The 12,805-nt window shown below is 68.9% G+C and carries 11 protein-coding genes; 1 reads left to right on the top strand and 10 read right to left on the bottom strand.

Annotated features, from left to right (window positions below; genetic code table 11):
- Positions 1-80: 80 nt before the first annotated feature.
- From GD1_RS22770 to GD1_RS22760, 3 genes are all read right to left on the bottom strand, one after another.
- The gene (locus GD1_RS22770) at positions 81-2,360 is read right to left on the bottom strand and encodes a polyribonucleotide nucleotidyltransferase (RefSeq protein WP_053776406.1); all 2,280 of its coding nucleotides are present in this window, start codon (positions 2,358-2,360) and stop codon (positions 81-83) included.
- 444 nt (positions 2,361-2,804) lie between these two features.
- The gene (gene rpsO / locus GD1_RS22765) at positions 2,805-3,074 is read right to left on the bottom strand and encodes a 30S ribosomal protein S15 (RefSeq protein WP_020791219.1); all 270 of its coding nucleotides are present in this window, start codon (positions 3,072-3,074) and stop codon (positions 2,805-2,807) included.
- A gap of 217 nt (positions 3,075-3,291) precedes the next feature.
- Entirely contained in the window at positions 3,292-4,263 is a 972-nt protein-coding gene (locus GD1_RS22760) for a bifunctional riboflavin kinase/FAD synthetase (protein ID WP_082365739.1), read from the bottom strand.
- A 150-nt stretch (positions 4,264-4,413) separates the two neighbouring features.
- Between GD1_RS22760 and GD1_RS22755 the strand changes: the two genes are divergently transcribed.
- Positions 4,414-5,136: a metal-dependent transcriptional regulator gene (locus GD1_RS22755; RefSeq protein ID WP_020791216.1), complete on the top strand. Its 723-nt coding sequence runs from the start codon at positions 4,414-4,416 to the stop codon at positions 5,134-5,136.
- 101 nt (positions 5,137-5,237) lie between these two features.
- Here the strand turns inward: GD1_RS22755 and truB are convergent, their stop codons facing one another.
- From truB to infB, 7 genes are all read right to left on the bottom strand, one after another.
- A complete protein-coding gene (gene truB, locus GD1_RS22750; protein ID WP_059039764.1) occupies positions 5,238-6,155 on the bottom strand; it encodes a tRNA pseudouridine(55) synthase TruB in 918 nt (305 codons plus the stop codon).
- Between the two features lies 1 nt (position 6,156).
- Positions 6,157-6,843 (bottom strand): 4'-phosphopantetheinyl transferase family protein, encoded by a 687-nt coding sequence (locus tag GD1_RS22745; protein WP_059039762.1) that lies wholly within the window; start codon positions 6,841-6,843, stop codon positions 6,157-6,159.
- On the bottom strand, positions 6,840-7,853 hold the full coding sequence (locus GD1_RS22740; protein ID WP_059039761.1) for a metallophosphoesterase family protein: 1,014 nt from the start codon (positions 7,851-7,853) through the stop codon (positions 6,840-6,842). The genes GD1_RS22745 and GD1_RS22740 overlap by 4 nt, the downstream gene beginning before the upstream one ends.
- 80 nt (positions 7,854-7,933) lie before the next feature.
- Positions 7,934-9,271, bottom strand: a complete 1,338-nt coding sequence (locus tag GD1_RS22735; RefSeq protein ID WP_083534641.1) for an MATE family efflux transporter — start codon at positions 9,269-9,271, stop codon at positions 7,934-7,936.
- Between the two features lie 29 nt (positions 9,272-9,300).
- Positions 9,301-10,269, bottom strand: a complete 969-nt coding sequence (locus tag GD1_RS22730; RefSeq protein WP_059039766.1) for a DHH family phosphoesterase — start codon at positions 10,267-10,269, stop codon at positions 9,301-9,303.
- Positions 10,266-10,739, bottom strand: coding sequence for a 30S ribosome-binding factor RbfA (rbfA, locus tag GD1_RS22725; RefSeq protein ID WP_053776404.1), 474 nt, complete (start codon positions 10,737-10,739; stop codon positions 10,266-10,268). Before rbfA ends, GD1_RS22730 begins: the two co-directional genes overlap by 4 nt.
- A gap of 102 nt (positions 10,740-10,841) precedes the next feature.
- On the bottom strand, positions 10,842-12,805 hold a 1,964-nt coding region (infB, locus tag GD1_RS22720), incomplete at its 5' end, for a translation initiation factor IF-2 (RefSeq protein ID WP_083534643.1).

Raw genomic sequence — 12,805 nt, 5'->3', positions numbered from 1 at the left:
TCAGCGGGTCAACCACCGGATACCGCTCAAAACACACCGGCCCGCATCGATGATCGATGCGGGCCGGTGGGATTCGTCTATCAGGCGTCGGCGGTGGCAGCCTCGGCCGGGGCGTCGGACTTGGCGTCCTCGTCCACCGGGACCAGGCTGATCTTGCCGCGCTCGTCGATGTCGGCGATCTCGACGCGGAGCTTGGAGCCCACGTTCACGACGTCCTCGACCTTGTTGATGCGCTTGCCCTTACCGAGCTTGGAGATGTGCACCAGGCCGTCGCGACCCGGCAGCAGCGACACGAACGCACCGAAGGCGGTGGTCTTGACGACGGTGCCGAGGAAACGCTCGCCCACCTTCGGCAGCTGCGGGTTGGCGATGGCGTTGACCTTGTCGATCGCGGCCTGCGCCGACGGGCCGTCGGCGGCACCGACGAACACGGTGCCGTCGTCCTCGATGGAGATGTTGGCGCCGGTCTCCTCGGTGATGCCGTTGATCGTCTTGCCCTTGGGGCCGATCAGCTCGCCGATCTTGTCCACCGGGATCTTGATGGTGGTGATCCGCGGGGCGTACGGGCTCATCTCGTCCGGCTCGTCGATGGCCTCGGCCATGACGTCCAGGATGGTCAGACGGGCGTCCTTGGCCTGGCTCAGCGCACCGGCGAGCACCTTGGACGGGATGCCGTCGAGCTTGGTGTCGAGCTGCAGCGCGGTCACGAAGTCCTTGGTGCCGGCCACCTTGAAGTCCATGTCGCCGAAGGCATCCTCGGCGCCCAGGATGTCGGTCAGCGCGACATAGCGGGTCTCGCCGTCGACGGTGTCGGACACCAGACCCATCGCGATGCCGGCGACCGGGGCGCGCAGCGGCACACCGGCGTTCAGCAGCGACATGGTGGACGCACACACCGAACCCATCGAGGTGGAACCGTTGGAGCCCAACGCCTCCGACACCTGACGGATCGCGTACGGGAACTCCTCGACGCTCGGGATCACCGGCACCAGGGCACGCTCGGCGAGCGCACCGTGGCCGATCTCACGACGCTTCGGCGAGCCGACGCGGCCGGTCTCACCGGTCGAGTACGGCGGGAAGTTGTAGTGGTGCATGTACCGCTTGGAGGTCTCCGGCGTCAGCGAGTCGATCTGCTGGGCCATCTTGACCATGTCCAGGGTGGTGACGCCGAGGATCTGGGTCTCGCCGCGCTCGAACAGTGCCGAACCGTGGGCGCGCGGGATCACCGCGACCTCCGCCGACAGCGAGCGGATGTCGGTGATGCCACGGCCGTCGATGCGGAAGTGGTCGGTCAGGATGCGCTGACGCACCAGCTTCTTGGTGACCGAGCGGTAGGCCGCACCGATCTCCTTCTCGCGACCCTCGAACTGCTCGGCGAGCTGCGCGAGGACGTCGTCCTTGAGCGCGTCGGTCTTGTCGTCGCGCTCCTGCTTGCCGGGGATGGTCAGGATCTCCGACAGGCGCTCGGTGGCCACGGCGGCCACGGCGTCGAAGGCGTCCTGCTCGTACGGCGGGAACAGCGGGAACTGTCCGGTCGCCTTGGCGGCGGCGTCGGCCAGCGACTTCTGCGCCTCGCACAGGCGGGCGATGAACGGCTTGGCGGCCTCGAGGCCCTCGGCGACGATCGACTCGGTCGGGGCCTGTGCGCCACCGGCGATGAGGTCGATGACGTTGTCGGTGGCCTCGGCCTCGACCATCATGATCGCGACGTCGGCGGTGTCACCGGAGCCGCCCACGATGCGACCGGCGACGACCATGTTGAAGACGGCACCCTCGAGCTGCTCGGCGGTCGGGAACGCGACCCACTGGCCGGCCTTGTTCTCCTCGGTGGGGATGAGCGCGACGCGCACACCGCCGACCGGGCCCGAGAACGGCAGTCCGGCGAGCTGGGTGGACGCCGAGGCCGCGTTGATCGCGACGACGTCGTACAGGTCGTTGGGGTTCAGGCTCATCACGGTGACGACGACCTGGATCTCGTTGCGCAGGCCGTCGACGAACGACGGGCGCAGCGGGCGGTCGATCAGACGGCAGGTCAGGATCGCGTCGGTGGACGGGCGGCCCTCGCGACGGAAGAACGAGCCGGGGATGCGGCCGGCGGCGTACATGCGCTCTTCGACGTCGACGGTCAGCGGGAAGAAGTCGAAGTGCTCCTTCGGGTGCTTCGACGCCGTGGTGGTCGACAGCAGCATGGTCTCGTCGTCGAGGTAGGCGGTCACCGATCCGGCGGCCTGCAGGGCCAGGCGGCCCGTCTCGAATCGGATGGTGCGGGTGCCGAAGCTGCCGTTGTCGATGATGGCGGTGGCTTCGGTGATGGCGTCGTCGTAGTCGACGAAGTCGTCATTGGTGGTCACATCGGTCATGTGGGGTGATGATCCCTTCGTTTCGGCCGCATCCTGCGGCCGGTGTGGGCCGCATCGTGCGGCCGTGAATATGCGGATATGGGTGCCGTGCCCCACCGGAGAAGAAGTCCGAGGTGAAGCGTGCACGCGATCTCGTCTGCGTGCGTCCGACAACCCAGAACGGGTGTGAGACATCGTCGACCGGAAGTGACGGCATGCACGTCTTGCCTGCCTGGAGCTCAGACGGCCTTCGATCGAAGCGGCCGGAACCTCGTGTTCCGGCGGCCACTACCGAGGACCGATCTGACACTGGGATCACATCCTGGGGACTTTGCCCACGGCAACGTTCCGTTGGCCAGCCTACCATCGACACAGCACCGAACCGGCCACCTCCAGTGGAGATGGCCGGTTCGGTGGTGTATCGGGGCTACCGTGCGCCGCTCGGCGACGCGTTCGGCAGGTCGCTCAGCGACGCAGGCCGAGGCGCTCGATCAGCGAGCGGTAGCGGTTGATGTCGACCTTGGCGACGTACTTGAGCAGGCGACGGCGACGGCCGACCAGCAGCAGCAGACCACGACGGCTGTGGTGATCGTGCTTGTGCTCCTTGAGGTGCTCGGTCAGGTCGGTGATGCGCTTGGTCAGCATCGCGACCTGGGCCTCCGGGGAGCCGGTGTCGGTCTCGTGCAGGCCGTACTCGGCCAGGATGGTCTTCTTCTCGGCAGCAGTCAGTGCCATGGAGATTCTCCGTTTCTCAGTGCCGCGCAATCATGATGTCCCACCGCGCGACATCCACCCGGATGTCTGTGCGGGACCGGTGTGCCACCGCGGACCGCAGCAACACCGTCGTACAGGCTACCGAACCCGATGCGCTCCGCCCAAATCGCGGGCACCGGGCGCCGCCCCGGGCACTCGTGCCCGATCGGCGACCGGCCGGATCGTCCCGCCGGCGCACCTACTTCAGTTTCTCGGCCTCGAGGATGCCGCGGGTCTTCTCCACGTCGTCGCCGATCGCGACGATCAGCGCCTCGACACTCTCGAACGGTTCCATCGGACGGATCCTGGCGACGAAGTCCACGGCGACGTGCTGGCCGTAGAGGTCCGCGCTGGTGTCGAGGACGAACGCCTCCACCGTGCGGGTGCGCCCGGAGAAGGTCGGGTTGGTGCCCACCGACACCGCCGCCTCGTAGCGCTCCCCCGGGACCACCTGCCCCACCACCGGTCCGGCACCGAGGACGGTGAACCAGGCCGCGTAGACACCGTCGGCAGGGATCGCCGCATGCATGGGCGGCGCGACATTGGCTGTGGGGAAACCGAGTTCGCGGCCGCGCCCGTCACCACGCACCACGACGCCTTCCACGCGGTGCGGCCGGCCGAGGGCCTCGGTGGCCCGTTCGACGTCGCCGGCACCCACGCACGAGCGGATGTAGGTCGAGGAGAAGGTGACCGCATGCTCGCCGAACAGCGAGATGGCCTGCACCTCGAAGCCGAACTTCTTGCCGAGCTCGATCAGTTTGGGGACGTCACCGGCCGCCTTGCGTCCGAAGGTGAAGTTGTCCCCCACCACCACGTCGGCGGCGTGCAGGCTCTCCACGAGGACGTCGTGGGCGAAGTCCTTGGGCGACTTCGACATCAGCTCCGGGGTGAACGGCATGACGCAGAACACGTCGATGCCGAGCTCCTCGGCCAGTTCGGCCCGCCGGGTGAGGGTGGTCAGCTGCGGCGGATGACTGCCGGCGCGCACCACCTCCGCCGGATGGGGATCGAAGGTCATCAACACCGCGGGTACCCCACGGTCTCGTGCAGCCGTGGTGGCAGCACCGATCAGCTGCGCATGCCCACGGTGCACACCGTCGAAGACACCGATCGTGACCACACACCGACCCCAATCCGCGGGGACATCCTCGAGACCTCGCCAACGCAACACGCGCACCAGACTACGACGCAGGCGCCGCGCCCACCACCACGACCGGCCGGTGTGAACCTCAGGTGTCGGGGTGTACGGCGGCCGGTGAACATCGTCCGACACGCACCGCGCATTTCGCCCGTGTCACCGTCCGCGCATAAGCTGCTGTGCATGCCCAGCAGAGGAACGTCCGGGGCCCGCAAAGAGATCCCGGCCGATGGAGCGGTCGAATCACTGTCGACCGTCACCCAGGACTACCTGAAGGTCATCTGGACCTCCCAGGAGTGGGCCGAGGTCAAGGTCACCACCAAGTTGCTCGCCGACAAGATGGGGGTGTCGGCGTCGACGGCGTCGGAGTCGATCCGCAAACTCGCCGATCAGGGCCTGGTCTCCCACGAACCGTACGGTGCGGTGACACTCACCGACGCCGGTCGCACGGCCGCGATCCTGATGGTGCGCCGCCACCGGCTGCTCGAGACCTTCCTGGTGCGCGAACTCGGCTACGGCTGGGATGAGGTGCACGACGAGGCCGAGGTGCTCGAGCACGCCGTCTCCGATCGGCTGATGGCCCGTCTCGACGCCAAACTCGGCCACCCCGACCGCGACCCGCACGGCGACCCGATCCCGGCGCTCGACGGATCGGTGCCCAGCCCGGCCGCCGATTCCCTCGCCGACGTCGAGGTGGGGACGTCGGGGACCATCGCCCGCATCTCCGACACCGACCCGGAGATGCTGCGGTACTTCGACCAGGTGGGTGTGGCACTGGACTGCACGGTGACGGTGATCGAGAAGCGTCCGTTCGCGGGCACCATCTCGATCACGGTCAACGACGCCGAACCGATCGACCTCGGCGACATCGCCGCCCGCGCGATCTTCCTCGTGGCCGGGGCCTGAGCCCCTCGTCCACCCCGCCCCGGCGAACCGACCCACCTCCCCGGTGTGCCCCGGACCCGGTGTGCCCCGGACCCGGTGTGCCCCGGACCCGGTCGCCCGGGCTAGCGGAGGGTGGCCGGGCGGACCACCATCACCGAGCTCGCCCGGCGCCCCTTCTCCTGGATCAGGGCGATCGCCTGTCCCTCCGGGTCGACGGCGACGTGAATCCCCTTGAGCCCGACCGGCTCCAGCCACCGACCCTGGCTGATCGACTCGGCCTCCTCGGCATCGATGTCACGCCGCGGGAACGACAGCAGCGCGGCCTCGTCGATGGTCAGCGACAGCAGCGGATGCTCGGCGAGCTGATCGAGGGTGCGCGCATGCTCGAGGGTGAACGGTCCGACGGCTGTGCGCCGCAGGGCGGTGAGATGTCCCCCCACCCCGAGCCCGGCACCCAGATCGCGTGCCAGGGAACGGATATAGGTCCCCGCCGAGCAGTCCACCTCGACGTCGATGTCGATGAACCCGCCGGAGCCGTCCGATCCGTCGACACGACGGATCTCGAGGACGTCGAACCGCGACACCGTCACCGGGCGGGCCTCGAGGTCGAAGTCGGCGCCGGTACGCACCAGCGCGTGTGCGCGCCGGCCGTCGACCTTGATCGCCGACACCTTGGCCGGGACCTGCTCGATCTCGCCGGTCAGCGCGGCGATCCCGGTGGCGATCGCCTCGTCGGTCACCCCGGACACGTCGCCGCGGGTGAGGATCTCGCCTTCTTTGTCGTCGGTGGTGGTCGACGACCCGAGCCGGATGGTGGCCACATAGGCCTTGGTGGTCAGCGACAGCAGTCCGAGCAGCTTGGTGGCCCGTTCGATGCCGATGACGAGCACGCCGGTGGCCATCGGGTCCAGGGTGCCGGCGTGACCCACACGGCGGGTGTTGAAGATCTTGCGGCAGCGGGACACCGCGTCGTGGCTGGTGATGCCGTCGGACTTGTCGATGATGACCAGCCCGGCGTTCTCGATGGAGAGGTCGGCCATGTCACACCATCACGATCGTCGTGGTGATCAGTCCGCGGTCCACGAGCCAGCGGCCGTGCAGTTCGTTCAGCGGTGCTCCCCCGTCGATCGCCCGGCCGTCGATCAGGATGCGGGAGGTGAACCGTCCCGACGCCACCCCGTCCGGACCGGTCACCGCAGCATCGGCGGTGTCCTGTTCGAAGGTGATGTGTGCATCCTCGAACCCCAGCCAGCGCTCGGTCAGCGGGAACCACGCCTTGTAGGTGGCCTCCTTGGCGCAGAACAGCAACCGGTCCCAGTGCAGGGTGTCCGGGCGCGTCGCGAGCACCTCCCGCTCGGCGGGCAGGCTGGTGTGGTCGAGCACACCGTCGGGCAGCGCGGCGTGCGGTTCGGCGTCGATGCCGACCGACCGCACCGCCATCGAGAACCCGACGATCGCCGCGCGATAGCCGTCACAGTGGGTGAGGCTGCCGACGACCTGCTTGGGCCACACCGGCATTCCGCGTTCACCCCGCATGATCGGCACCGGGGCGATACCGAGTTCGCCGAGCGCCTGCCGCGCGCAATGACGCGCGGTGGTGAACTCACGACGACGCTTCTCCACCGCCCGCGAGATCAGCGACTCCTCGGCCGGCATCGGGGTCAGACCCGGTGGGTCACCGAAGGATTCGGCCGCCGCCACACCGGCGGGCAGCAGTCGTTCGATCACGGAGTGTGCCCCTTGCTCTCGTCGGTGGTGTTCGTGTCGGGGCCGGCCGGTCCGGCTTTCCCGGCCCGCCTGCGGCGTCGTTCCTCGATCCGGCGGGCGAACTCACGGGCCCGTTCCTCGTAGTCGGGGGGCAGCTCGAACCGGGCGCCGTGGGCGGGCAGATCGGCCTCTCGCAGACCCGGATCCGGATGGATCTGACGCAGCAGCGGTTCGGGCAGGCCGCGGCGCTTCCACTCCCGCGGATAGCCCACCGACACCTCCTCGAACCGGACGTCGTCGTAGAAGGTGGTGCGCGGGATGTGCAGATGCCCGTAGACGCAGCAGGCGGCGTTGAACCGGGTGTGCCAGTCGGCGGTCTCGACGGTGCCGCACCACAGCGCGAACTCCGGATACATCAGGGTGTCGGTGGGTTCGCGGCGCAACGGCCAGTGGTTGATCAGGACGGTCGGCTCGGCCGGGTCGAGGGCCTCGAGCCGGGTGCGGGTGGCCGCCACCCGCGCCCGCCCCCACGCATCACGGGTCGGATACGGCTCGGGCGAGAGCAGGAACTCGTCGGTGGCCACCACATTGCGTTCCCGCGCCACGGCGAGCGCCGCGAGCGCCGTCGCCGTGCCCTCGGGGCGAAAGGTGTAGTCGTAGAGCAGGAACATCGGCACCACCCGCACCGGTCCGCTGCCGTCGCCGGGATCGAAGCTCGGGTAGATGTCCTCCGGGGTGATCACCCCGATGTCCCGGCAGGCCTGCACCAGATAGTCGTAGCGCGCCACACCGAACACCTGCAGCGGGTCCTTGGCCGTCGTGTAGAGCTCGTGGTTGCCCGGCACCCAGATCACCGTGTGGAAACGGGCGCGCAGCCGGCGCAGGGTGTCGATGATGTCGTCGGTGCGTTCGGCGACGTCGCCCGCCACGATCAGCCAGTCGTCGTCGGAGCTCGGACGGACCTGGTCGATGATGTGCTCGTTGCCGCGATGCGCAACATGCAGATCGCTGATCGCCCAGAGAGTTGCCACGAGGATCCATCGTGCCAGAGACCCCGGCGCGCGGAGCAATCGGCGCAGTCACGCACCACTCGGGTACAACCGCCAGCGGCTCACGCGATCTCGGTGCCGGTCCGGTGCCAGCGTCCGGAGAGCACCCGCCACACCACCGCGATCAGCCGGATCACCATGAACAGCACCAGCCCCGACCACACCCCGGCCAGCCCCCAGTCGAAGGCCAGCGACATCCAGATCAGCGGCAGGAAGCCGAAGAGTGCCCCGATCAGCGTCGCGGTGCGCAGGAAGGCCGCATCACCGCTGCCGAGCAGCACACCGTCGAGCGCGAACACCACCCCGGCCAGCGGCAGCATTCCGACGAAGAACCACCACGGCACGCCGATCGCGGCGAGGACGGCGTCGTCGGCGGTGAACACCCGCGGCACCACCGACGACCCGAGCGCGAACAGACACGCCATCAGCACCGCGGCCACCGCCGACATGATGGTGACCCGACGGGCGACGCTGCGCGCCACTGCCACCGACCCGGCGCCGAGGGCCGCACCGACGAGGGCCTGTGCGGCGATCGCCACCGAGTCCAGGAACAGCGACACGAAGTCCCACAACTGCAGGACGAGCTGGTGGGCGGCGACCTGGGCCACGCCGAACCGGGCGGCCACCGCGGCCGCCGAGACGAAGCAGATCTGGAAACTCAGGCTCCGCACGATGAGGTCGCGGGCCATACGCAGTTGTGCGCCGATCACCGACCAGCGTGGGGCGAACGCCGCCCACGGCCGATCGGCGCCGGTCACGCGTTCCCGCACCACGCGGGTGGCGAACAGCAGACCGGTGATGCCCTGGCCGATCACATTGGCCACCGCGCTGCCGTCGAGGCCCAGCCGCGGGAAGAAGCCGACGCCGTGTACCAGGCCGACGACGAGGACCGCGGCCACCGACAGCCCCACCACCACGTAGATCACCGGGCGGCGGGTCTCCTGCACGCCGCGCATCCAGCCGTTACCGGCCATCGACAGCAGGATGAGCGGCACCCCGAACACCGCGATCCGCAGCCACTGGGTGGCATCGGCGGCGACCACCGCCGACGCCGGCGAGTCGTGTCCGACCAGCGCCGACATCACCCAGGGTGCGATCGGATAGGTGATCGCGACCAGCAGCAGCCCGGCGCCGACGGCGATCCAGCTCGCCTGTACACCCTCCTCCACCGCCCCGGCGCGATCACCGGCACCGAACCGGCGGGCCGCACGGGCGGTGGTCCCATAGGACAAGAACGTCAGCTGGGTGCTGATGATCGACAGGACGAGGGTGGCCACGGCCACCGCGGCGAGTTCGTCGCCGCCGAGCCTGCCCACCACCGCCAGATCCAGCAGCAGGTACAGCGGCGGCGCGATCAGCACCGCCAGCGCCGACACCGTCAGGACACCGACGCGACGCATCCCGGCGTCGAGATCGGAGGATGTGGGGGTCAGAGCGAATCCCGCAGTCGGGCGATCACCTCGTCGATCGGACCGGCATCGCTGTATCCGGACGCGTGACGATGCCCGCCGCCACCGTGGGCGCGGGCGATCGGCACCAGGTCGACGGTGTTCTTCGACCGCAGGGAGACCGTCCACCGTTCGGCACCGACCTGCTTGAACACCGCGGCGACCTCCGCCTCGGCGGCGGTGCGCACGATGTCGACGATGCTCTCCGATTCCTCCCAGCTGAGGTCGGCCAGCGCCGTGGCATCGACCACCGCATACACCAGACCCTCACCGCCACAGGCGGTCCGGTCCAGCTGTGCGGCGCCGAGGACCTGCGAGACCATGCCGAACCAGGAGAACGGATGGGTGTCGAAGAGCCGCCGACTCCAGCCGCGACCGTCCACCCCGACGTCGAGGAGTCGGGCGGCCACCCGCAGCGATTCCGGCCGCGCCCACCGGAACGAGCCGGTGTCGGTGGTCAGCCCCGCATACAGACAGGTCGCGATGTCGACGTCGAGCTCCACACCCATGTCGTCGAGGACGCGCAGCACCAGTTCGGCGGTGCAGTCCGCGGCCGGGTCGATGAAGTCGATGTCACCGAACCCGGGGTTGGATGCGTGATGGTCGATCACCACGGAGTGCTCGGCCGCACCGAAGTGCGCATCGAGCGCCCCGAGGCGGGCGACACTCGCCGCGTCCACCGACACCGCGACCGGCTGCCCCACCAGATGTGCGGGACCGACGAGGAGCTTGCTGCCCGGCAGTTCCCGCAGCGCGGCGGGCAGTTCCTCCGGTCCCGGGAATGCCACCTCGACATCGACGCCGAGACCGTCGAGGGCCAGACCCAGGGCCAGACCACTGCCGATGGTGTCGGCGTCCGGTCGCATGTGACACAGGATGGTCACCGCGCCCGCGTCGTCGGCGGCGCGGCGCAACAGTGCCGCGACGTCCGAACTCGAACCGGCGGTCACTCGTCGGTGTCCTCGCCGTCCGCGGTCTCCGGATCGTCGTCGTCCTTGCTGCGGTAGGGGTCGGCGTCACCGGCCGGCCGGGCACCCGCGGCCTGACGGGCGACGAGTTCGTCGCTCGCCCGGGCCTTGGCGACCAGTTCCTCCATCTGCCGGGCCGCATCGGGCACGGTGTCGACGACGAAGGTCAGCGTCGGGGTGAAGCGGACACCGGTGCCGGCGCCCACCTTGGAGCGGAGGATGCCGGTGGCCTTCTTCAGGCCGGCCGCTGCACCCTCGAGATCGGGTTCGTCGTCGATGCCCGCACCCATCACCGTGTAGAAGATGGTGGCGTCGTGTAGGTCGGCGGTGACGCGTGCGTCGGTGACGGTGACATGTGCCAGCCGCGGATCCTTGATCTCGTTCGCGATCGCCGACGCGACGATCGACGAGATCCGCTTGGCGAGTCGTTGTGCTCGTGCCGGATCAGCCATCGGGTTCCTCCCTGAGGTCAGAAGCTGCTCCCCTCCCGACCTGGCACGCACCGGAAGCGGTGCGGGCCGGGCGGAAGGGGAGCCTGGGTGTAACGGTGCGCGTCAGTCGCGCGGCTTCTCCTGCAACTCGTAGGTCTCGATCACGTCGTCGACCTTGATGTCGCTGTAGGTGACCGTCAGACCACATTCGTAGCCTTCGCGAACCTCGACCACGTCGTCCTTCTCGCGGCGGAGCGAGGAGATCGTGAGGTTCTCGGCGACCACGACGTTGTCGCGCAGCAGGCGGGCCTTGGCGTTGCGACGCACGATGCCCGACTGCACGAGGCAACCGGCGATGTTACCGATCTTCGACGACTTGAAGATCGCGCGGATCTCGGCGCGGCCGAGCTCCACCTCTTCGTAGACCGGCTTGAGCATGCCCTTGAGCGCGCTCTCGATCTCGTCGATGGCCTGGTAGATCACCGAGTAGTACCGGATGTCGACGCCCTCGCGGTTGGCCAGCTCGGTGGCCTTGCCCTCCGCACGGACGTTGAAGCCGATGATGATCGCATCCGACGCCGCAGCCAGGTTGACGTTGGTCTCGGTGACGCCACCGACACCGCGGTCGATGACCCGCAGCGAGACCTCGTCGCCCATCTCGATCCCGAGCAGTGCCTCTTCGAGCGCCTCGACGGTACCCGAGTTGTCACCCTTGAGGATGAGGTTGAGCTGGCTGGTCTCCTTGAGCGCCGAATCCAGGTCCTCGAGGCTGATCCGCTTGCGGCTGCGTGCGGCCAGTGCGTTGCGCTTGCGCGCATTGCGCCGGTCGGCGATCTGCCGGGCGATGCGGTCTTCCTCGACGACGAGCAGGTTGTCGCCGGCGCCGGGCACCGACGTGAAGCCGATGACCTGGACCGGACGCGACGGCAGCGCCTCTTCGACGTCGTCGCCGTACTCGTCGACCATGCGGCGCACACGACCGTAGGCGTCGCCGGCCACCACCGAGTCACCGACCCGCAGGGTGCCGCGCTGGACCAGCACGGTGGCCACCGGGCCACGGCCGCGGTCGAGGTGGGCCTCGATGGCCACACCCTGCGCGTCCATGTCCGGGTTCGCCCGCAGATCCAGCGATGCGTCGGCGGTCAGCAGCACTGCCTCGAGGAGTGCCTCGATGTTCAGACCCTGCTTGGCCGAGATGTCGACGAACATGGTGTCGCCGCCGTACTCCTCGGGCACCAGACCGTACTCGGTGAGCTGACCACGGATCTTGGTCGGATCCGCGCCCTCCTTGTCGATCTTGTTGACCGCCACCACGATCGGCACGTCGGCCGCCTGTGCGTGGTTGACCGCCTCCACCGTCTGCGGCATCACGCCGTCGTCGGCCGCGACCACGAGGATCGCGATGTCGGTGGCCTTCGCACCACGGGCACGCATGGCGGTGAACGCCTCGTGACCCGGGGTGTCGATGAAGGTGATCAGGCGATCTTCACCGTTGAGGTGCGTGTCGACCTGGTAGGCACCGATGTGCTGGGTGATACCACCGGCCTCGCCCTCGCGGACGTTGGCCTTGCGGATGGTGTCGAGCAGTCGGGTCTTGCCGTGGTCGACGTGACCCATGACGGTGACCACCGGCGGACGCTGTGCGAGGTCTTCCTCGCCGCCCTCGTCCTCGCCGTAGCTGAGGTCGAAGCTCTCGAGCAGCTCGCGGTCCTCGTCCTCCGGGCTCACGACCTGGACGGTGTAGTTCATCTCGCCGCCGAGCAGCTCCAGCGTCTCGTCGTTGACCGACTCGGTCGCCGTGACCATCTCGCCGAGGTTGAACAGGGCCTGCACCAGCGATGCCGGGTTGGCGCCGATCTTGTCTGCGAAATCCGACAGCGAGGCGCCGCGGGCGAGGCGGATGACCTCACCGTTGCCGCGGGGCAGCCGGACACCGCCGACTGCCGGTGCCTGCATGCTCTCGTACTCGGCGCGCTTCGCCCGCTTCGACTTGCGCCCCCTACGCGGAGCACCGCCGGGACGACCGAACGCACCTGCGGCACCGCCGCGGCCACGACCGCCACCGCCGCCGCCACCGGGACGTCCGC

This window comes from Gordonia desulfuricans NBRC 100010, from assembly GCF_001485495.1.
GTDB classification, from domain to species: Bacteria; Actinomycetota; Actinomycetes; order Mycobacteriales; family Mycobacteriaceae; genus Gordonia; species Gordonia desulfuricans.
Note: the sequence above shows the minus strand (reverse complement) of the source record. Positions and strands in the feature narration are given on the sequence as shown.

Excerpts from the sequence above, each read along its gene's own strand:
- GD1_RS22770 (WP_053776406.1), bottom strand. The coding sequence starts at position 2,360 with ATGACCGATGTGACCACCAATGACGACTTCGTCGACTACGACGACGCC.
- truB (WP_059039764.1), bottom strand. The coding sequence starts at position 6,155 with ATGGCCGACCTCTCCATCGAGAACGCCGGGCTGGTCATCATCGACAAG.
- rpsO (WP_020791219.1), bottom strand. The coding sequence starts at position 3,074 with ATGGCACTGACTGCTGCCGAGAAGAAGACCATCCTGGCCGAGTACGGC.
- GD1_RS22755 (WP_020791216.1), top strand. The coding sequence starts at position 4,414 with ATGCCCAGCAGAGGAACGTCCGGGGCCCGCAAAGAGATCCCGGCCGAT.
- rbfA (WP_053776404.1), bottom strand. The coding sequence starts at position 10,739 with ATGGCTGATCCGGCACGAGCACAACGACTCGCCAAGCGGATCTCGTCG.
- GD1_RS22735 (WP_083534641.1), bottom strand. The coding sequence starts at position 9,271 with ATGCGTCGCGTCGGTGTCCTGACGGTGTCGGCGCTGGCGGTGCTGATC.